We start from the raw sequence: 20726 nt of genomic DNA on the forward strand, positions 1-20726 counted from the left end.
CTTTGCACCCCGCCGCCTGTAGTTTTCGCGACGAACCACGGCGACAGGAAATCCGATGAAGGTGCAGCCCGCCGCGTTTTTTCGCACGACCCTGCCGCTGGATCTGTCGCGGCTGGCGGACCTGGACAGCGGCCGCTACCACTCGATCTGGCTGCCGGACCACATGGTCAGCTTCTGGCCGGACGCGATCTGGACGCCGGAGTTCACCGATCTGGCAAGCGCCTCGCCGTCACCGCACCGCCATCTCGACGGCATGGCGGTGGCTGCCGCCGCCGCGGTGCTGACGCAGCGCGTGCCGATCGCCACCAGTGTTGTCGATACCGTGCGCCGCCATCCTTCGCTGCTGGCGCAGAGCGCGCTGACCATCAGCCATTTGTCCCAGGGCCGCTTCGTGCTCGGCCTGGGCAGCGGCGAAACCGAGAACACCGTGCCGTACGGCTTCGACTTCGCCAAGTCGGTGAGCCGCTTCGAGGAATCGCTGAAAGTCATCAGGCTGCTATGGGAAAGCGATGGCCCGGTCGACTTCGAAGGCCAGTTCTACCAGCTGCATCACGCGCGCCTCGACACCGAACCCTATCAAGGCAAAAACCCGCCGATCTGGATCGGCGCCAGCGGCCCGCGCATGCTCGATATCACCGGACGCTACGCCGACGGCTGGTGGCCGGCGGGCGCCTGGTCGCCGCAGGATTACGCGGACAAGCTCGCGGTGGTGCGCGGTGCCGCCGACAAGGCCGGCCGCGATCCGATGGCGATCGTGCCGGCCTTCATCCAGATCTGCCTGATCGGCGACGACGCGGAACTGGCGACGATCCTGCAGCAGCCACTGGTGCAGTCGCTGGTGATGCAGATACCGGCGGATCTGCTCAAGGCGCGCGGCTACCGGCATCCGCTCGGCGAGAGCTGGCGCGGCTACCAGGACATCGACCCCGGCGTGCTGACGCGCGAGCGGATCCTCGACATGCTCGCGAAGTTCGAAGCCGAGGCGCTGCTGGCCGTGATCCCGCACGGCTCGCCACAAAAGATCGCGCAGATCGTCAAAAGCTACTGCGACGCCGGCCTGCGAGTGCCGAAGATTCTCGACTACGGCGGCATGGCCGGCCTGAAATACGCCGCCTCATCGGCGCAGAAAGTACGTGAAGCCGAAGACGAACTCTTGATGCTCGCCGGAGACCTGAAGTGAGCGCCCCCAAGCTCGAAGCCGACGCGCTGCTCGCCGCTGCGCAGAATGAAACCGGCCTGGCCGACTACGGCGACGACGCCAGCTTCAGGACGCGCTTCGGTCTCGCCGTCGATCACATCAACAGCATCGGCATGGACGAAGCCGGCCAGCGGGCCGCCGCTGCCGCCTGCCACTGGCTGCTGGTTTCACGGCTGCAACTGGTCGGAGACCGCGAGCGCTATCCGATCGCCGACGAGCAGATCGTCAGGCCGCTGTTCGCGACCGGCCAGCCGCGCTCCGGCACGACCTTGTTGCACGCGCTGATGTCGGTCGATCCGAACGCACGCTCGCTGCGCTTCTGGGAGACGATGTATCCGTCGCCGCCACCGGGACTCAGCGATGGCGGCGACGATCAGCGCCGCGGACGCGCCGACGCCGACTGGCGCGAGATCAACGCCAAGATTCCGAAGTGGCTGCTCAGCCATCCGTACAACGACATGCTCGGCGACGGCCTGCCCGAGGACGAGCGCACCTGGGCGCTGGACTTCCGGGTGATGACGCCGACCGCCTGGTGGCGCGTGCCGATGGGCATGAAGATCGGCGGCCTGCCGCTGGATCCGCGCGCGCAGTACGCGATCCACAAGATGATGCTGCAGCAGTTCCAGTACGCGCGGCCCGGGAAATACTGGGTGCTGAAAGGCTTTCACGGCGCGCGGCTGGAGGCGCTGTTCGAGACCTATCCGGACGCGAGCCTGATCTGGACGCACCGCGATCCGGTACAGGTGATCGCCTCGCGCATCATGATGGCCGCCGAGCTGGTCGAGGGCATGATCGGCCATGTCGATCTGCAGCAGCAGGCCGCGATCCAGCTCGCCGATGCGCGCGCCAGCATGGCCGCGATGATGCAGGCGCCGATGCTGGGCGATCCGCGCATCCAGCACGTGCGCTACACCGATTTCACCGCCGACCCGGTCGGCACGATACGGCGCTTCTACGAGCATAGCGGCGTGGCCTGGACCGCCGAAGCCGAAGCGGCGATGCGCCATTATCTGGCGAACAATCGCGGCGACCGCTATGGCAAGTTCACCTATTCTCCGGACGTGATCGGCGTGGATATCGAGCAGCTGCACCGCGAATTCGCGCCGTTTCGCAAGCGTTTCGGCATCGAGATCGAGCAGCGGAAGTAGTGCGGTGAACTACAGCGCCAACTACCCTCCGTTCGTCCCGAGTAGCCGCTTGCGGCGTATCAAGGGATCGGACCGCGGTCGGATCCCTCGCTACGCCCGCGACAGCGCGGGCTACTCGGGACGAACGGGGTTTTGTTGCGTGATCGCCGACAGGAGCAGCTGATGCACCCGAGAATCTCCGCCGGCCAGACCTCCTTCCCCGACGCCAGCCTCGCGCAGCTCGCCGCGTACTGGCGCGAGCTGCAGCCGCAGCGCATCAGCTTCGTCAGCCCGACGCTGCTGGCCGAGCCGCTGACAGCAGTGCAGCAAGTTCTGCAAGACGGCGCCTATAAAGTCGAGACCATCACCCACGTGTTCATGCCGGGCCAGCAACTGTCGCCGGACGAGGCGAGCTGGCAGCAACCGCGCGCCCGCTTGTCGCAGCTGATCGGGATAGCGAAAACCATCAACGCGCGCTCGATCTACCTGCTGACCGGCGGCCATGGCGCGCTGAGCTGGGAACAGGCCGCGGAAGCTTTCTGCAGCGCGGTCGCGCCCTGCGCCGCGCAGGCCAAGGCCGCCGGCGTTTCGCTGCTGATCGAACCGGCCTCGGTGCTGCATGCGGATCTGCATATCGCGCATTCCCTGCGCGACACGCTGGCGCTGGCCGAGATGGCAGGCCTGGGCGTCTGCATCGATTTCTTCGCCTGCTGGACCGAGGCCGGCCTGCGCGACACCATCGATCGCGCGGTGCCGCGCTGCGACATCGTCCAGGTCAGCGATTATGTCTACGGCGATCGTTCGCTGCCGTCGCGCGCGGTGCCCGGCGACGGCGTGATTCCATTGCAACGTCTGCTGGAATGGGTGCTGATTGCCGGCTACAAAGGCGCGTTCGACCTGGAGCTGATCGGGCCGCGCATCGACCGGGAAGGGCGGGTGCCGGCGGTGGCGCGCGGCGCCGGGAAACTCGGCGAATTGCTGCAGGTGTTGGGTGCGTAGCGCCTTGTTGCCATTCTCCCAGGGAGCATTCGATGAGCTTTGGTGCCGGTCAAGACGATGACGCCCTGCGCAGCGCCTGGCAGCGTTTCTGCTCACAGCTGCAGCAGGCCGGCGAGCGCGCGTTCAAGGATCACAATCCGGCGACACCGCTGCATCGCGCCGACGCCTTCCGCTTTCTGACGCAGAATCTCGGCCAGGCTTTCGACCTCGCGCTGGAGACCAGGGACACGCAGTTCCCGGCGCTGCATGCGTTCTGCGGGCCCGGCCGCAAACTCGGCGGCGATGCGGCGGACCTGGTCTACCAGCAGGCCTGGATAGACGGCACATCGGTGTACCGAATCAGCGGCCACAAGGGCACGGCGCGCTTCCTCAATTTCACCGTGCAGGGCCCGCGGCCCGAGCACCAGCCGGGCACGGACGTGCCGAGCCTGCACCAGCCTTTCGGCGATATTCCCGAAGCCAATCTGTTCGGCCACCAGCTGCAGACCGACACCGGCGGCAACTTCGAGCTTTACATCGGTGGCGCGCAGCAGGGCGCGAACTGGCTGCCGACGACGCCGGGCTCGCGCAAGCTGTTTCTGCGCCAGGGCTTCGATCGCTGGGACGAGCAGCCGGCGCGGCTGCGCATCGAGCGCGTCGGCATGAGCGAGCCGCGGCCGCTGCCGACGCCGCAGACGATGATCGCGGCGATGGACTGGGCCGGCGACTTCGTCACCGGGCTGATGCGCGACTGGCCGGATCATCCCTACCAGTACGGCGCGCCGGTGGTCGATGCAATCAACCTCAACCGGTTTCCGGGTTCCGCCGGTGGCGATGCGGCCGACGCCAGGCGCGGCCGCGCGATCGCGCATCTGTGCTGGCAGCTCGCGACCGACGAGGCGCTGATCATCGAGTTCGATGCGCACGACGGCTTCTGGATGCTGAGCAACGCCGGCGTGTTCTTCAACAGCATGGACTACCTGTATCGCCCGGTCAGCTATACCCCGAGCCGCACGACGGTCGACGGCGACGGCAAGATCCGGCTGATCCTCAGCCACGACGACTGCGGCTATCACAACTGGCTGGACACGCAGGGCTTCGTGCGCGGCAACATCACCTATCGCGCGCTGCTCAGCAACGCGGCGACGCAGTTCGGCACGCGCTTGGTCAAGCGCAGCGAACTTTCGGCGGCGCTGCCGGCCGACAGCGCCAAAGTCACGCCAGCGCAACGTATCGGGCAGCTGCACGCGCGCTTCGACGCCATCCGTCAGCGCTACGCGATGCTGTAGCGCTTCCCCTCTCCCTTCGGGAGAGGGGCCAGGGGTGAGGGCGCTGCAGATACCGACCCGGCTTGAGCCGGAGATGCCCTCACCCGGCGCTCCGCGCCACCCTCTCCCGGAGGGAGAGGGGAACAGCAGCGTCAGTGCTCGATCACGACCTTGCCGAAAGCCTCGCCGCTGGCCATGCGCGTGTAAGCGCCGAGCGCGTCGTCGAAACCAAAGCGGCTGTCGATGACCGGCCGCAGCTGGCGGTTGGCGATGAAGCGCAGAAGCGCCTCGGTGTCCGCGCGGCTGCCGACCTGCACCGCGCGCACCGTCAGATCGTTGAGCAGAATCGGCATCAGGCTGCCGCCCGGATCGACGAAGCCGGAAATCAGGCCGACGATGGCGACGCGCGCATGCCAGGCCGCCGCGCCCAGCGACTGCACGTAGCTCGCGCCGCCGCCGTTCTCGACGATCACGTCGACGCCCTTGCCGGCGCTGAGCGCGCGCACCTGCTGCGGCCAGTCCGCATCGCGGTAATTGACCACCGCGTCGGCGCCGAGCTGACGCAGGCGCTCCGCGCGCGCGTCGCTGGACGTGCTCAGGATCACGCGCGCGCCGGCCGCCTTGGCCAGTTGCAGAGCGAACAGCGACACGCTGCCGCTGCCCAGGCTCAGCACGGTTTCGCCGGGCTGCAGCGCGCTTTTGACGAACAGCGCCGACCAGGCCGTGACCGCGGCGCAGGGCAGCGTCGCGGCCTCGGCGAAACTCAGGTGCGCCGGAAAACGCAGCACGCCGCTCTCAGGCAACACCGCGTATTCGCGCAGCAGGCCGTCGACATCGCTGCCCAGCGTGGTGCCGACATGCTCGGGCTGCAGCGCGCCGGCGAGCCAGCGCTGGAAGAACGTCGCGATCACGCGGTCGCCGACCGCCACGCTGCCCACGCCCTCGCCGATTTCGACGATCTCGCCGGCACCGTCACACAGCGGCACCACGCCGGTCTGGCCGTTACGCGGCAGTGCGCCACGCGCGGCCATCAGGTCGCGCTGGTTCAGCGAATTGGCGTGGACTCGCAGCAACACTTCGCCAGGACCGGGACGCGGCAGCGGCCGCGTCGCCTGCTGCAGACCGTCCAGCGAGCCGAAGCGCTGCCAGCTCCAGCATTTCATCGTCGATGCGTTCATCGTTCCTCTATCCGGCAGCACGGTCGCGTGCCTGGCTATCGTAAAACCATAATCAACAGTACTGTGCGATTCATGGAAAAGGAACGAGGAGCTCACATGAGCCAGAGCCCGACAGAACGCGTCGCCGTCGTCACCGGCGCCAGTTCCGGCATCGGCAAGGCCGCGGCGAAGGCACTGGCACGGCGCGGCTGGCGCGTGATCGGCCTGGGTCGCGATGCCGCGCGCTGTGCGGCAGCCGAAGCCGAGCTGCGCGCCGCGGCGCCAGGCGCGCCTATCGCGATGATCCGCGTCGACCTGTCGCTGCTACGCGACGCGGCGCGGGCCGCCGACGCGATCGCGGCGCTGACCGATCGCATCGACGTGCTGATCAACAATGCCGGCGGCGTCGCCAGCGCACAGCGCATCACCGACGAAGGCAACGAGGCGACCTTCGCCAGCAACCATCTCGGGCCGTTCGTGCTGACCCATCGGCTGCTGCCGCTGCTGCGCAAGGCCGCGTCCGGCAAGCCCGCCGGCACGGTGCGCGTGCTGGCAACCTCTTCCAGCGGCCATCGCGTCTGCGCCGGCATGGACTGGCACGACCTGCAGCGCAGGCACGACTACAACAACACGGCCGCCTACACCAGCGCCAAGCTGGCGAACATCCTGTTCACCCTGGAGCTGGCGAAACGGCTGGCCGCCGACGGCATCGTCGCCCATGCGATGGAGCCCGGCGTGGTGCTCGACAGCAACTTCGTCAACCACGCCGCCGACGATGTGCAGCGCTACATGGCGACCCAGGACAAGGTCGCGGTCAGCTCCGAGGCCGCAGCCGAGACGCTCGTGCACATGGCGGTTGCCGACGAAGCCGGCCGCGACAGCGGCGGCTATTACCATCAGTGCCAGCGGGTGGAGAGTTCGCCGGCTGCACAGGATTCGGTAGCGGCCGGACGCCTGTGGCGGGAGAGCGAGGCGCTCGCGGCGCGGGTCGGCGTCAATCTCGCAGCCTGAGGCGCGAGCTCACCGACCGCGTCACAGACCCTGGATGATCATCGCGCGGTAGTCGGCGCCCTTGAGTCTGTGCACTTTCGCCGCCTGATAGGCGGGCGATTCGTACCAGGCCCGGGCGTCTTCGGCTGTGGGGAACTGCAGTAGCACGGCGCCGTCCGGCGCCTCGCCTTCGAGTGCTTCGATCGCGCCGTAGACCGACAGCGGCAGCAGCTTGGGATCGCGCGGGTTGCTGCGGTTCATCTCGCCATAGATCGCCATTTCGGCGGCGTCGCGTACCGGTGCTTCGCGCAGGAACAACAGGTAGGCGGGCATCGTTTCCTCCGGTCGGGCTTATGCGAAGCAATGCTCGGCCACGGCCTGCGCCTGACCGCCGCGACCGCCGAGTTCGGACAGCAGCGCCTTGAGCCGATACGTCCACAGGTGCAGCGGATGCTCCAGCGTCATGCCCATCGCGCCGAGCATCTGGTGCATTTCGTAGACCAGGCGCGTGGCCGTGTCCTGCGCGTGCAGCGCGGCCAGCGCGGCGTCGCCGGCGTCGCCGCTGGCCGCGGCCTTGCGCGTCAGGTGGCGCACGCCACCGGCGAGCACCGCGCATTCGGCCATGCGGTGGCGCAGCGCCTGGAAGCTGCCCAGCGGACGGCCGAACTGCTTGCGCACCGACAGATGCTCGACGGTGGAATCGATCGCGGCCTGGATCAGCCCGCTGGCTTCCGCAGCCAGCGCGACGCGCAGCCAGGTGCGCACGGTCGCCGCGTCGGCGTCGGACAGCGCGGTCAACTGCGGCTGGCCGATCAGCCGGCCCATCGGATACGCGAACAAGGACTCGACCGCCTCGACGTCGCCTGCCGCCGGCTGCGCCAGACTGATCTTGGATCCGTCTATGACGATCAGGGTTTTGGCGGTCGCCACGAAGCGGCCGGGACGGCCGTTTTCGACCACGGCCAGAGGCCGCGGCCATTCGCCCGGCAGCTGCGCGCGCAGCAGCATCGACAGCGCGGTTTCGGCCGCATATGCGGTGCGTGCCAGGCGCTCCACCGCCAGCGCCGCGGTCAGCGGGCCGTATTCGGGAATTTGCGCGATATCGAAATATTCGCCTTCTGCCAATTCGTTCTCGAGCGCGGTGCCGGCGAGTGCGAAGCCGTGAAACTCGGTCGGCTTGGCGTCGTATTGCGCGGCGATGCGGTCGATCGCGTCGGTCAGCGCGGTCTGGTCGGAATCGAGTGTGAAGTCCATCAGCGCGGCTCCCTCGGCAGCTTCAGCAAGTCGGTGGCGATGATGTTGAGCTGGATCTCGGCAGCACCCGAGGCGATGCCCGCCACGATGGCGCGCTGGTGATGCGCCTGCAGCATCGGTTCGCCGCCGGCGAGCGCCTCGGGGCAGTGCTCGACGACGAATTCTCCGACCAGGCGTTCGGCATTGACCGTGGCGAAGCGCCCGGCGCTCGCCTCCGGGCCGGCGGTGATGCCACGCACCCGCTGGTCGATGATGTTGTAGCTGTACAGCCTTGCCGATTCGCAGGCCGCATGCGCGCGTGCCGACTGCTCGACCGCAGAGCCGCTGTAGCGGCCGGCTTTTTTCAGCCGATCGACGCTACGCCGCAGCATCAGCGAGGCCAGCGCGAAACGCGGAATGCCGACGCGCTCCAGCGACAGCGCGGTGCGCGTGATCTCCCAGGCCTGTCCCTCGCCGCCGAGCATCGCGGTCTCCGGTACTTCGACGTCGTCGAAGAACACTTCGTGGATATCGCCCTCGCCGATCACGCTCGGGATCTGGCGCACGGTGATGCCCGGCGTTTCCATCGGCACCAGGAAAATCGAAATGCCGTTCTTGCCTGGCGAGGTACGCGCCAGCAGGAAGCAGGTGTCGGCGTAACCGGCATAAGACGTCCAGATTTTCTGGCCGTTGATGCGGTAATTCGCGCCGATTTTCTCGGCGCGCGTGCGCAGCGATGCCAGGTCCGAACCGGACTCGGGCTCGGAAAAACCCTGGCACCAGATCGTCGCGCCGCCGGCCATCGGCGGGATGTAGCGCTGCTGTTGTTCTTCGGAGCCGTGGCGCATCAGCGTCGGCCCGATCCAGTTCACGTTCATGTACTGGCCGCCGCGCGGCTCGCCGGCCATCCACATTTCCTCGGCGAGGATGAAGGCGGTCCAGGCGTCGGCGTCGCGGCCGCCCCAACGCAGCGGCCAGTGCGGCACCAGCAGGCCGGCCTGCGCGAGCTTGCGGCAGAACACATCGGCGAATTCGCTCTGCACTTCCGATGCCGGGCCGTGCGCGACGGTTTCCCAGTTCGGCGGCAGATGTTCGGCCAGGAAGGCGCGCACGGTCGCGCGAAATTCCAGCTGCTCCGGAGTCCAGTTGAAATCCATCGGTGTTGTCCAACCCGGTCTGGTTATTAGAATTTCTGTACAGCCTGCGGCGGTCGGTACAGGATATGCCGCGCTGTCGGGATCATAATATGTCAACAGCGTTGTTCACGAGTGCCGGATTGTCTGCCGACGCATCGGGTTCGGGCCGAAGTCCGGCCGGCCACGACAGGACCGCGGCATAATCGGGCAGCGCCCGCCCCCGAACCCTTAGCGACCCACCCTCCATGACCGACTCGATTCCGACATACGGCACGCTGCTGCTGACGCGGCAGGGACGCCGCCTGACGATTACGCTGAATCGTCCGGAGCTGCTCAACGCCTGCAATCTGGCGATGCACGAAGAGCTGGCCGAAGTGTTCGTGTTCGCCGCACGCGATCCGCATAGCGACGTCGTCGTGCTGACCGGCGCCGGCCGCGCGTTCTCCGCCGGCGGCGACATGCAGCACATCACCCGCAACGCCGCCAACCCGGAGCTGTTCGACTGGGAGGCGCGCTGCGCCAAGCGCATCGTGTTTTCGATGCTGGACCTGGACAAGCCGCTGGTGTGCCGGCTCAACGGCCACGCGGTCGGCCTGGGCGCGACGCTGGCGCTGCTGTGCGACACGATCTACGCGGCCGACAGCGCCAAGATCGGCGATCCTCACGTCAACATCGGCCTGGTCGCCGGCGACGGCGGCGCGGCGATCTGGGCGCAGCGCATCGGCCTAGGCCGCGCCAAGGAGTACCTGATGACCGGCGAGCTGCTGACCGCGGCCAAGGCGGAGGCGATCGGCCTGGTCAACCGCAGCGTGCCGGCGGCCGAACTCGACGCCGTGGTCGACGCGCATTGCGACCGGCTGCTGGCGACGTCGACCAATGCGCTGCGCTGGACCAAGGTGCTGATGAACCTGGAGCTGAAGCGCATCGCCCACGCGGTGCTCGACGCCGGCGTCGCCTACGAATCCTTGAGCGTGCGCTCGCCGGAGCACCGCGCCGCGGTGCAGGCGCTGGTCGACAAGCAGGCGGCGGCTTCGAGCAGGAAGCCGGGTTAACAGCAGCAATCGGAAGCTGGCACCCCTGCGTTCCTTCCGAGTAGCGGGCGTGCCCGCGTATCGAGGGACACAAGGGTGATCAAGTCTCTCGATACGCCGCAAGCGGCTACTCGGGACGAACGGGGGTGGTCGTGTGCTTTTCCAATCACAAGACCAGGACCCGCTAAGCAACACTGCTGTTTCTTATCCGACGACGCCACGGGTTAATATGGCGCCCCACCAAGCGACACAAGACTGCCATGACTTCGTCTGACTCCCGCGTTGCGACTCTCGGCCACTACATCGGCGGCGCCGTGCGCAGCGCAGCCGATGCGCGCACCAGCGACGTGTTCAACCCGGCCACCGGCGCCGTCACCGGCAAGGTGAGCCTGGCGACGCAGGCCGACGTCGATGCCGCGGTGGCCGCCGCCGCCGCTGCGTTCCCGGCCTGGTCGGCGACCGCGCCGCTGCGCCGCGCGCGCATCCTGATGAAGTTCCGCGAGCTGCTCGAAGCCAATCGCGACGAGCTGGCCCGGCTGATCACCGCCGAGCACGGCAAGGTGCTGAGCGACGCCGCCGGCGAAGTCACGCGCGGCATCGAAGTGGTCGAGTTCGCGATGGGCGCGCCGCACCTGCTCGCCGGCTCGCACAGCGACAACATCGGCGGCGGCATCGACAACTGGAACCTGCGCCAGCCGCTGGGCGTGGTCGCCGGCATCACGCCGTTCAACTTCCCGGTGATGGTGCCGATGTGGATGTTCCCGATGGCGCTGATCTGCGGCAACACCTTCGTGCTCAAGCCCTCGGAGCGCGATCCCTCGCCGTCACTGCGGGTCGCCGAGCTGCTCAAGCAGGCCGGCCTGCCGGACGGCGTGTTCAACGTGCTGCAGGGCGACAAACTCGCCGTCGACGGCCTGCTCGCGCATCCGGATGTGCAGGCGCTGAGCTTCGTCGGCTCGACGCCGATCGCCGAATACATCTATAGCGAAGGCACCCGGCGCGGCAAGCGCGTGCAGGCGCTCGGCGGCGCCAAGAACCACATGGTGATCATGCCCGACGCCGACATCGACCAGGCCGTCGACGCCCTGATCGGCGCCGCCTACGGCTCGGCCGGCGAGCGCTGCATGGCGATCTCGGTGGCGGTGGTCGTCGGCGACATCGCCGACGAGGTCGTCGCCAAGGTCGCGGCGCGGGCCAAGCAACTGATCATCTGCAACGGCGTCGAATCGCGCGCCGAAATGGGCCCGGTCGTCACCGGCATCCACAAGGCCAAGATCGAGGGCTACATCGCCACCGGCATCAAGGAAGGCGCCGAGCTGGTGGTCGACGGCCGCGGCTTCAAGGTGCCCGGCCACGACAATGGCTTCTTCATCGGCGGCAGCTTGTTCGATCATGTCAAGCCGGACATGACGATCTACAAGGAGGAGATTTTCGGGCCGGTGCTGAGCGTGGTGCGCGTGCCGGACTTCGCGGCCGCGCTGGAGCTGATCAACGCGCACGAGTTCGGCAACGGCGTTGCCTGCTTCACCCGCGACGGCGCCACCGCGCGCGAATTCTCGCGCCGCGTGCAGGTCGGCATGGTCGGCATCAACGTGCCGATCCCGGTGCCGATGGCCTGGCATTCCTTCGGCGGCTGGAAGCGCAGCCTGTTCGGCGACACGCATGCCTACGGCATGGAAGGCGTGCGCTTCTACACGCGCTACAAGAGCATCATGCAGCGCTGGCCGGACAGCACATCGAAAGGGCCGGAGTTCGTGATGCCGACGGCGCAGTAGCGAGCACAAAAAAGCGCGGGCCGGTTGTTCGGCTCCGCGCTTTTTTATTGCCTGAACTACTGCACGGCGTCCTGGCCTGTCATTCCCGCGAAGGCGGGAATCCAGTGCTTCGAGAGCCGCGCCAGGCGTCCCTGGATTCCCGCCTTCGCGGGAATGACGGCGTCGCCTTAAACGATCTCGCCGATCACGGTGCCGACGTCGAGCACGTCGCCGGCGGGGAGTTTCTGCACCAGCTTGCCGGACGCAGGGGCTGCGATCTCCTGCACCGACTTGCCGGTTTCCAGCGAGTAGATCGGATCGCCTTCCTTGACCTGGGTGCCGTCGGCGACCAGCCATTCGGTCAGCGTGCCCTCGGTCATGGACATTTCGAGTTTCGGAATCGTCAGTACAGTCGCCATCTCGTTTGCGTTCCTTGACTAGCCTGAATTAGTGCTTGAAAGCGACGATTTGCCGCACGCGCGCCGCGATGTCCTTGGCGTACGGAATCTGGTTGAACTCGACTTCGCGCGAATAGCCGATAGGCGCGAACACCGCGCCCAGGCGGCCCACCGGCGCCTTCAGCGTGGAGAACTGTTCTTCGCCGATCGTGCTGGCGATTTCGGCGCCGAAGCCGCCGAACTCGGTGGCCGCGTGCACCACCAGTGCACGCCGCGTCTTCTTCACCGAATCCAGTACGCGCGCATAGTCTATCGGCACCAGACTGCGCAGGTCGACGACCTCGCAGCTGATGCCCTCGTTCTGCAACTCGGTCGCGGCGGCCAGGCATTCGTGCACTTCCCAGCCGTAGGACACCAGCGTGATATCGCTGCCTTCGCGACGCACTTTGGCCACGCCCAGCGGGATGCGGTAGTCCTCGACCGGCACGTCGCCCTTGCTGCCGCGCAGCAGCTTGATCGATTCGAGGAAGATGACCGGATCCTCGTCGAAGATGCTGCTCAGCAGCAGGCCCTTGGCGTCGAACGGCGTGCTCGGCATGACCACCTTCAGGCCTGGCACATGCGTGAACCAGGCTTCGAGCGACTGCGAATGCTGGGCGCCATTTCCGCCGAGGCCGCCGCCGACCATCATGCGGATCACCATCGGCACGTGGGTCGCGCCGCCGGACATGAAACGCTGCTTGGCCGCGTGATTGAAGATCGGGTCCATGCAAACGCCGGCGAAGTCGTTGAACATGATCTCCGCGATCGGCCGCATGCCGACCAGCGCGGCACCGACGCCGCAACCGATGATCGCCTGCTCGGCGATCGGCGTATCCAGCACGCGGTCGGCACCGTACTTGGCCTGCAGGCCCTTGGACGTACCGAATACGCCACCCGGCTTGCCGACATCCTCACCGAACGAGAACACGCCCTTGTCCAGCTCGATCGCGGTGGCCTGCGCCTGGATCACCGCCTCCAGCATCAGCATGTTCTTGGTTTCGCCGGTCGGCTCGACCTCCGCCTCGCGCCGCGGATACTGGCCGCGGACCGGCACGTTGCCGACGTCGGCATAGACGTCGAGCAGCATCTCTTCTTTCGGGCACGACGGAGACGCCATCGCCTTGGCCATCGCGGCCTCCACTTCGGCGCGCGCGGCCTCTTCGATCTCGGCCAGCTGGGCTTCGGTGGCGGCGCCGGACTCGATCAGCAGCGCGCGGGTGCGCGGCACCGGCCAGGCCTCCTTGCCCGCGAGCAATTCTTCTTTCGGCGCGTTGTGATTGTCGCCGATGCCGGCATGCGGGCCGAGGCGATAGGTAGTGGCTTCGACGAAGATCGGGCCGTTGCCGGCGCGAATCTCCGCTATGACGTCCTTCATGCCGTTGTAGAACGCGGCCGGATCGTTGCCGTCGAGTTTCACGCCCTTGAAGCCGTAACCGGCGGCACGCGAGGCGAGGTCCTTGCTGGCGGTGTAGCCGGCGTACGGGGTGTATTCGCCCCACTGGTTGTTCTGGCACAGGAAGATCACCGGCAGCTTCCAGCTGCCGGCGAAGTTCATCGCTTCGTGCACGGCGCCGATGCTGGTGGCGCCGTCACCGAAATTGACGATGGTCACGCGATCTTCGCCGCGCGATTTGGCGGCGAAGGCCAGGCCGTTGGCGATCGGTGCGCCAGCGCCGACGATGGCCGTCGTGAGCATCGAGCCCGAGGCCGGGTCGGAAATATGCGGCGCGCCGCCCTTGCCCTTGTTGACGCCGCCGACGCGGGCCAGGGCTTCGGAGAACAGGCCTTCGAGATCCAGACCCTTGGCCACCTGGTCGTGGATGCCGCGATAGGTGGTCACCATGTAGTCGCGCTTGCTGGTCAGCTGCGAAATCGTCGCCGGGATCACTTCCTGACCCGTTGCCGGCCAGTAGGCAAACAGAAATTTGCCGGCCGACAGCCCTGCCTGGATGCCCTTGTCGACGGCGCGGATGCGCGCCATCTGGCGATAGATTTCGACCAGGGTCGCCGAATCGATAGCCGCGCCACTTCCGGTTTTAACTTGCATGCTCTCGTCCTGATTCGTTTCGTTGGTCGGTGCGTCGATTCCGTAAGCCCGTGCAGCGCCCTGATCGATCGCCCGCCCTGAAGTCAACAGTGTAGTTCAATAGGCCCGGCAAAGCTGCGGCAGCGCCTCAGCTGAACTCGAAGGCCTCGAGCTGCTCGGCGAACGCCCGGGTAAACCGCGCTGCGTCGGCGCCGTTGATCACGCGGTGGTCGTAGCTCAGCGACAGCGGCAGCAGCTGGCGCAGCACCGGCCGGCCCTCGGCGTCCGGCAGGAAGCGATCCTGGGCGCGGGTGATGCCGAGGATCGCCACCTCCGGCGCATTGATGATGGGCGAGAAACTGGTGCCGCCGATATGGCCGAGCGAGGACAGCGAAAAACAGCCGCCGGACATCTCCGCGATCGACAGGCCCTTGGTCCGCGCCTTCTCGGACACGCGCGTCACTTCCTCGACGATCTCGCCGATGCTCTTCTTGTCGGCATCGCGCACCACCGGCACCAGCAGGCCGGTCGGCACGTCGACGGCGATACCGATGTGGTAGTACTTTTTCGAGTAGATCGTGGCGCCGTCGGCACTCAGCGAACTGTTGAACACCGGGAAGCGCTGCAGGCAGGCCACCGCGGCCTTGATCATCGCCGGCAGCAGGGTGCGCTTGGCATCCGGATGCGCCGCGTTCCAGGCCTTGCGCCGCTTTTCGAAACCGGTGATGTCGGCCTCGTCGTTGTGCGTCACATGCGGAATCGTGCTCCAGTTGCGCTGCATCACGCGGCCGACGTAGTGCTGGATCTTGCCGACCGGGCGCGCCTCGACCGGGCCGAAAACCGACAGGTCGTCGGCCGGCCAGGGCAAGGGCGCGAGCGGCGCGGCAGGCGGTTTGGTGTCACTCATGTCTTGGTCTCTATGTTTGACAGGCGATCGGGCGAGGCGGCGCTCGCGGCATCCATTTGCAGCACTTCCCAGAACACCGGCTGCGCGTCGCTGACCGCGGCGCTGCGCGGCATGCGCCCGCTGATCACGCGCGCATTCATCTCGTCGATGAAGCCCTGCAGGTCATCGGTCTGGACTTCGAACACGGCGACGTAGCGATGCGCGTCCGGCGCCGGCCGCACCTGCGTCGCCGCCACCGCGCCGCGACGCCCCCAGATCACGCCCGGCAGCGCCATGATGTCGTCGAAGTGCCGGGCGATGAAGTCGCGATATTCCGCGTCCAGCCCCGGCGCCGCGTTGCTGTGAACCATGAACAGGTAACGGGACATGCGCGGCGACATCGCGATCAGGGTCGCGCCTGCGAGTTCAGCAGCTGCTCGCGTATCGCCGGGTCCAGCGGCGGCGCGCTGCCCTCGATCGGCATGTCGGTGCTGTTGATCACCAGCGCCAGCGTGCCGTAGCAGCCGAACAGGAACACCAGGTCGAGCATCTGCTTGTGGTCGTAGCGCCGCGACAGCCGCGACCAGCTCGCCGGCGTGATCCGCGACAGCGCGTGCAGCTCGTCGACGGCGCGCACCAGATCGGCATCGCCGGCCGGCCAGCCGGCCGCGTCCGGGCCCTGGCGCAGCCATTGAATCTCGTCGTCGGAGAGGCCCGCGCGCTTGCCCAGGATCATGTGCTGCACCAGCTCGTATTCCGAATGCATCAGCCAGCTCAGCCGCAGGATCACGATCTCGCGATCGCGATACGGCAGGCTGCTGGCGCCGGCGACGTGGGCGTTCAGCGTCATGAAGGCCCTGGCCAGCGCCGGGTAATGGGCCAACAGGCCGAGCACGTTCATGCCGCGCACCTGGCGCTCGCCCGCGTTCCAGCCATTGATAACGAATTCGTAACTCTTCGGAAAGGCCGCCAGGGCCTGTTTTGCCGCCTCATCCCAGTCCGATGGCAGCTGGGGAACAATGCGCGGCGACGCCGGATGATCCTGAGTCAAGAAAGCTCCTCCGCGAGTCACGACGATGGTGCCGCCGGCAGGCGGAGCCGAGTCACTGACCTTGCTTATTATAGACAGCGCTGTTCACTTGGATTGTATGCCAGCGCCGGCCGTCGAGGCAAAGCGGCGGCGCGACGCGAAATGTAGCGATCCGGCCATGCATTGTCGCGACCTCACCGCGCGAGACACCGATCGGCCCGGCCTTATCCAACACTATTGTTGATTGTTGCGACGCAACGCGAGTAGCCTCGCAGCGCCCCGCGCACCACGGAAGACGCCTCATCATGTTCCAAGCCAGCGTTGCCTCCGCCAGTGAGCCGGCCCAGCAGCTTGCCTACCCTCGCAGCGCCGTCGCCTGGTATGCAGCGGCGGTACTGGCCACGATGTACTGGCTGTCGGTACTCGACCGCTTCATCATCTCGCTGCTGGTCGGCCCGATCAAGGCGGACCTGGGCATCTCCGACACGCAGTTCGGGCTGCTCAACGGCTTCGCTTTCGCGATCACCTTCTGCCTGTTCGGCCTGCTCGCCGGCGCGGTCGCGGATCGCTTCAGCCGGCGCTGGGTGATCTTCAGCGGCGTCTCGATCTGGTCGATCTCCACCGCGCTGTGCGGCACTGCGCAGAGCTTCGGCTCGCTGCTGACGGCTCGCGTCGGCGTCGGTGCCGGCGAAGCGGCACTGTCGCCGGCGGCGACGTCGATGCTCACCGACCTGTTCCCGCGCGACCGCCTGACGCTGGCGTTCGCGGTGTTCGCGCTGGGCTCGACCATCGGCTCGGGCTGCGCCTACCTGTTCGGCGGCCTGATCATCGAGGCGGTGTCCAAGCACGCCACGGTGGCGCTGCCGCTGATCGGCGAAGTGCGCTCCTGGCAGGCGGTATTCTTCATCGTCGGCATTCCCGGCGCGCTGATGTCCCTGCTGATGTTCACGGTGCCCGAGCCGCTGCGTCGCGGCCGCCTCGCGGTCAACACCAGCTGGACTTTCGTCGTCACCGCGTACCGCGACCTGATCCGCTTTCTGCGTACGCAACCGCGCTTCTTCGTCAGCCACTACGTCGGATTCGGCCTGGTGTCGGCGACGATCACCGGCACCGGCAGCTGGCTCGCCGCCTTCATGGGTCGCACGTTCGGCTGGCACTTCGGCCAGATCGGCCTGGTGCTGGGCGCCATCGTCGCCATCTCCGGCATCTTCGGCCCGCTGGTCAGCGGCCGCTTTATCGACGTGATGGTCCGCCGCGGTCAGCGCGACGCGCAGTTCCTGTGGTACGGCAGCTGCCTGATCCTCGCCGCGCCTGCGGGCGTCGTCGCGTTGACGTCGACGTCGCCGCTGATCTTCATCGTCTTCATCACCATGTTCCAGCTGCTGACCAGCTCGATCTCCGCCTGCAGCAACGCGGCGCTGAATCTGGTCACGCCCAATGCGCTGCGCGGCACCGGCGTGTCGTTCTACGGTGCGACCGCCGGCCTGATCGGCGTCAGCGTCGGGCCCTTGCTGATGGGCGCGATCTCGGATCACGTATTCCACAGCGAAGCCGCGATCGGCTACGGCATGGCCGTGGTGATCGCGATCTTTCTTCCGCTGGCCGCGGCGATGCTGCTGACCGGGCGCAAGCACATGCGCCAGGCGGTGCTCGCGGCCGAGCTGGCGCCGGCCTGAAGCCGTCGGCGGTGCAGGGCAAGGCATGAGCGGCACCCTGGAATCGCTCTGCGCCCGCGCGCTGGCGCGCGCGGCCGATCACGCGGCGATCGAGTACGAAAAGCGCTGGTACGACTGGGGCGAGATGCGCCGTGTCGCGCAGCGACTGCAAGCGCTGATGGACGCCAGCGGCAGCGACGGCCCGGTCGCCTTCGTGCCGCGCAACCGGCCCTCCGCGATCGCCGCGTTGTTCGGCCTGCTCGCACGAGGCCGCCAGCTGCGCATGGTCTACGCGTTCCAGTCACCGGCCGCGATCGCAGGCGATATCGGCAAGCTCGATGCGGCCATCGTCGTCGCCGCAGCCGAAGACTTCTCAGACGAGCTGCGCGCGGTGCTGCAACAGCGGCAGATCGTCGGCATAGCCCTGAGCGAAATGGACGCGGTCGCGATCGACACGATCCAGCGCGGCCGGCGCCGCGACAGCCGCGACACGCGCGTGCAGCCGCGCATCGATATCCTCACCAGTGGCACCACCGGTCCGCCCAAGCCTTTCAGCGTCAGCTACGAACTGATCGCGCGCCATCACGTCGGCGCGCTCAGCGACTTGTCGCAGCAGCCACCGGCGCTGCTGTGCTTTCCGCTGGGCAACATCACCGGCATCTATTCGACGATTCCGCCGCTGATCAAGGGCCAGCGCGCGGTGCTGCTGGATCGGTTCAGCGTCGCCGGCTGGCACGACTACGTGAAGCGTTTCCGCCCCACGCACAGCGGCATGCCGCCGGCCGGCCTGCAGATGCTGCTGGACGCGCAGATTCCGCCCGAGGACCTGTCCAGCCTGCGCGCGCTGGGCACCGGCGCGGCGCCGCTGGATCCGAACGTGCAGCGCGCTTTCGAGGCGCGCTATGGCATCCCGATCCTGCTGTCCTACGGCGCCACCGAATTCGGCGGCCCGGTGTCGGCGATGACCGCCGATCTGCATGCGCAATGGGGCGATGCCAAGTTCGGCAGCGTCGGCCGCGCGCTGCCGGGCGCGCGCCTGCGCATCGTCGACGAAGACAGCGGCGCACCGCTGCCGCCCGGCAGCGAAGGCCTGCTCGAAGTGGTGTCGCCGCGCATCGGCCCGGACTGGATCCGCACGTCCGACATCGCCGTACTCGACGCCGACGGCTTCCTGTTCTGCCGCGGCCGCGCCGACGGCGCGATCATGCGCGGCGGCTTCAAGCTGCTGCCCGAAGTCATCGAACGCGCGCTGCTGCTGCATCCGGCGATCTCGGCCGCGGCCGCTACCGGTATCGACGATGCGCGTCTCGGTCAGGTGCCGGCGGTGGCGCTGCAGATCAAGCCGGAGCACGAGACGCCGAGCGTCGCGCAGCTGGAGGCGCATCTGCGCGCCCATCTGCCGGCTACGCATATTCCGCTGCACTGGCGCTACGTCGACGCGCTGCCGCGCACACCGTCGTTCAAGGTCGACCGGCCGGCGTTGAAACGCCTGTTCATCCGCGACTGAGCCGGCGTCTGCGTCCCTCGATACGCGCCTGCGGCGCTACTCGGGGGAACGGTGTGCTTGTGGTTTCCACTGCCCCCGTTTCCTCCCGAGTCGCCGCGACGCGGCGCATCGAGGGTCGCGGGCGCAGACTAAGCGGCGCCGCCGAAATCCGGAATGATCCGCGGCAGCTGCGCCGAGGTGCGGATGCCCGGCGCCGCTTCGCAGACATAGGCCACCGAGTTGACCACAGGGTGGGCGGTATACCCGGGCGTGGTCGCGGCCTTGCGCTCCAGCGGCACGGTGAAATACAGGTGCATGTCGAGCGGGCAATCGCCTTCGACTTCCACCTGCCAGCCATCGCCGCGCAGCTTCCAGTCGGCGTCGATGTCGTAGCCGACGAACCAGTTCGCGGTGAACGTCATCAGCGGCTTGCCGTTGCGCATGCCCGACACCGTGGTGCGCAGCGCGGCGACGGTGCCGGCCTTGACCACGCCAGCGGCGATCTCGATGTCGTTTCGCGCCAGCGCAACCTGGCCGCGAGCCTCGATGCTGTCGAAATCCAGGCCGACGGCGTCGGCCACCACTCTCAGTGCAGGGCCGAATTCCTCGCGCAGATAATGCACGCGGCCGGCTTCGGCCTGAGGGTTCGGCGCCTGGCCGAAACCCATGATCTGGAACAGCATCTCCGGCGAGTCGCGCGAGCTGCAATCGGCGTATTCGTTGATGTGCAGGCCGTCGAGCCGGCGCTGCAGGCTGAGCAGGGTCAGCGGCATCATCTCGGTGATGAAGCCCGGGCTGCTGCCGGTACTGTGGATCGAGCTGTTGCCGGCGCGGCAGGCCGCTTCGATACGCTCCCGCACATCCGGCGCCAACCGCGACGGCAGCGCGAACTCGGGACGCGAGGTGACGACATTGCTGCCGGCTTCGAGCAGGCGGCACAGCTCGTCGACGTTGATGTTCTGCGGCATGTACACCACGCAGTCGGCCTTCAGCGCGACGATGTCGTCGAGGCTGCGCGTGGCACTGACGCCGATCGCAGGCAGACCACAGAGTTCGCCGGCGTCGCGCCCGGCCTTGTCCTGGCTGTACACGTAAAGCCCGACCAGTTGCATGGCCGGGTGCTCGATCAGCGCTCGCAGCGACCGCAGGCCGACGTTGCCGGTGGCCCACTGCACCACGCGATACTGCCGGGCCGGCCGTGACGTCAGAACCGCGGCGCTGGGACGTGTCATGCGTTTCTCCTCGAAATATTATTGTCTTGCGGCGCAACGCAGCGAGCTGTGGAATGGCGGCACGATGCTTATGAACAGCACTGCTGTGTACACTAGAAG

Annotated in this window: 19 protein-coding genes; 9 read left to right on the top strand and 10 right to left on the bottom strand. The window is 67.4% G+C overall.

The annotated features are described in order from the left end of the window. Positions 1-55: 55 nt before the first annotated feature. The 4 genes from ACQZF9_RS19270 to ACQZF9_RS19285 all read left to right on the top strand — a co-directional run bounded on the left by ACQZF9_RS19270 (position 56) and on the right by ACQZF9_RS19285 (position 4592). Positions 56-1180 carry an LLM class flavin-dependent oxidoreductase gene (locus ACQZF9_RS19270; RefSeq protein WP_428310586.1) on the top strand — a complete coding sequence of 375 codons (1125 nt, stop codon included), beginning with the start codon at positions 56-58 and terminating at the stop codon, positions 1178-1180. Then, a complete protein-coding gene (locus ACQZF9_RS19275) occupies positions 1177-2346 on the top strand; it encodes a sulfotransferase family protein (protein WP_428310587.1) in 1170 nt (389 codons plus the stop codon). Before ACQZF9_RS19270 ends, ACQZF9_RS19275 begins: the two co-directional genes overlap by 4 nt. Before the next feature lie 162 nt (positions 2347-2508). Beyond that, positions 2509-3324, top strand: a complete 816-nt coding sequence (locus ACQZF9_RS19280; RefSeq protein ID WP_428310588.1) for a sugar phosphate isomerase/epimerase family protein — start codon at positions 2509-2511, stop codon at positions 3322-3324. A 32-nt stretch (positions 3325-3356) separates the two neighbouring features. Beyond that, positions 3357-4592, top strand: a complete 1236-nt coding sequence (locus tag ACQZF9_RS19285) for a DUF1214 domain-containing protein (protein WP_428310589.1) — start codon at positions 3357-3359, stop codon at positions 4590-4592. 131 nt (positions 4593-4723) lie between these two features. Here the strand turns inward: ACQZF9_RS19285 and ACQZF9_RS19290 are convergent, their stop codons facing one another. Beyond that, complete coding sequence (locus ACQZF9_RS19290) at positions 4724-5749, bottom strand: zinc-dependent alcohol dehydrogenase family protein (RefSeq protein WP_428310590.1); 1026 nt, start codon at positions 5747-5749, stop codon at positions 4724-4726. A 96-nt stretch (positions 5750-5845) separates the two neighbouring features. On the opposite strand from ACQZF9_RS19290, the gene ACQZF9_RS19295 reads away from it, so the two are divergent. Next, a complete protein-coding gene (locus ACQZF9_RS19295) occupies positions 5846-6739 on the top strand; it encodes an SDR family NAD(P)-dependent oxidoreductase (protein WP_428310591.1) in 894 nt (297 codons plus the stop codon). Positions 6740-6760: 21 nt separating this feature from the next. Here the strand turns inward: ACQZF9_RS19295 and ACQZF9_RS19300 are convergent, their stop codons facing one another. The 3 genes from ACQZF9_RS19300 to ACQZF9_RS19310 are packed head-to-tail and all read right to left on the bottom strand — an operon-like array spanning position 6761 to position 9108. After that, complete coding sequence (locus ACQZF9_RS19300) at positions 6761-7051, bottom strand: DUF1330 domain-containing protein (protein WP_428310592.1); 291 nt, start codon at positions 7049-7051, stop codon at positions 6761-6763. Positions 7052-7069: 18 nt separating this feature from the next. Next, positions 7070-7972, bottom strand: coding sequence for an acyl-CoA dehydrogenase family protein (locus ACQZF9_RS19305; RefSeq protein WP_428310593.1), 903 nt, complete (start codon positions 7970-7972; stop codon positions 7070-7072). Next, entirely contained in the window at positions 7972-9108 is a 1137-nt protein-coding gene (locus ACQZF9_RS19310) for an acyl-CoA dehydrogenase family protein (RefSeq protein WP_428310594.1), read from the bottom strand. Before ACQZF9_RS19310 ends, ACQZF9_RS19305 begins: the two co-directional genes overlap by 1 nt. A gap of 224 nt (positions 9109-9332) precedes the next feature. Between ACQZF9_RS19310 and ACQZF9_RS19315 the strand changes: the two genes are divergently transcribed. Together ACQZF9_RS19315 and ACQZF9_RS19320 are read left to right on the top strand one after the other, a co-directional pair. Further along, entirely contained in the window at positions 9333-10139 is an 807-nt protein-coding gene (locus ACQZF9_RS19315; protein ID WP_428310595.1) for an enoyl-CoA hydratase/isomerase family protein, read from the top strand. Positions 10140-10378: 239 nt separating this feature from the next. Continuing rightward, the gene (locus tag ACQZF9_RS19320) at positions 10379-11893 is read left to right on the top strand and encodes a CoA-acylating methylmalonate-semialdehyde dehydrogenase (RefSeq protein ID WP_428310596.1); all 1515 of its coding nucleotides are present in this window, start codon (positions 10379-10381) and stop codon (positions 11891-11893) included. 167 nt (positions 11894-12060) lie between these two features. Here ACQZF9_RS19320 and ACQZF9_RS19325 read toward each other — a convergent pair whose 3' ends face one another. From ACQZF9_RS19325 to ACQZF9_RS19345, 5 genes are all read right to left on the bottom strand, one after another. After that, positions 12061-12291, bottom strand: coding sequence for a biotin/lipoyl-containing protein (locus ACQZF9_RS19325; protein ID WP_428310597.1), 231 nt, complete (start codon positions 12289-12291; stop codon positions 12061-12063). A gap of 28 nt (positions 12292-12319) precedes the next feature. After that, positions 12320-14359 carry an alpha-ketoacid dehydrogenase subunit alpha/beta gene (locus ACQZF9_RS19330; RefSeq protein WP_428310598.1) on the bottom strand — a complete coding sequence of 680 codons (2040 nt, stop codon included), beginning with the start codon at positions 14357-14359 and terminating at the stop codon, positions 12320-12322. Between the two features lie 127 nt (positions 14360-14486). Continuing rightward, positions 14487-15245: a 2-oxo acid dehydrogenase subunit E2 gene (locus tag ACQZF9_RS19335; RefSeq protein ID WP_428310599.1), complete on the bottom strand. Its 759-nt coding sequence runs from the start codon at positions 15243-15245 to the stop codon at positions 14487-14489. Beyond that, complete coding sequence (locus tag ACQZF9_RS19340) at positions 15242-15613, bottom strand: hypothetical protein (protein WP_428310600.1); 372 nt, start codon at positions 15611-15613, stop codon at positions 15242-15244. The genes ACQZF9_RS19335 and ACQZF9_RS19340 overlap by 4 nt, the downstream gene beginning before the upstream one ends. Before the next feature lie 17 nt (positions 15614-15630). Next, positions 15631-16275, bottom strand: coding sequence for a carboxymuconolactone decarboxylase family protein (locus ACQZF9_RS19345; RefSeq protein ID WP_428310601.1), 645 nt, complete (start codon positions 16273-16275; stop codon positions 15631-15633). A gap of 284 nt (positions 16276-16559) precedes the next feature. On the opposite strand from ACQZF9_RS19345, the gene ACQZF9_RS19350 reads away from it, so the two are divergent. Both ACQZF9_RS19350 and ACQZF9_RS19355 read left to right on the top strand, forming a co-directional pair. After that, on the top strand, positions 16560-17930 hold the full coding sequence (locus ACQZF9_RS19350) for a spinster family MFS transporter (RefSeq protein WP_428310602.1): 1371 nt from the start codon (positions 16560-16562) through the stop codon (positions 17928-17930). A 25-nt stretch (positions 17931-17955) separates the two neighbouring features. After that, the gene (locus ACQZF9_RS19355) at positions 17956-19416 is read left to right on the top strand and encodes a class I adenylate-forming enzyme family protein (RefSeq protein ID WP_428310603.1); all 1461 of its coding nucleotides are present in this window, start codon (positions 17956-17958) and stop codon (positions 19414-19416) included. A 128-nt stretch (positions 19417-19544) separates the two neighbouring features. On the opposite strand, the gene ACQZF9_RS19360 is transcribed toward ACQZF9_RS19355, so the two are convergent. Continuing rightward, positions 19545-20627: an NAD(P)H-dependent amine dehydrogenase family protein gene (locus ACQZF9_RS19360; protein ID WP_428310604.1), complete on the bottom strand. Its 1083-nt coding sequence runs from the start codon at positions 20625-20627 to the stop codon at positions 19545-19547. Between the last annotated feature and the right edge of the window lie 99 nt (positions 20628-20726).

Source organism: Hydrocarboniphaga sp., assembly GCF_965279055.1.
Classification (GTDB): Bacteria; Pseudomonadota; Gammaproteobacteria; order Nevskiales; family Nevskiaceae; genus Hydrocarboniphaga.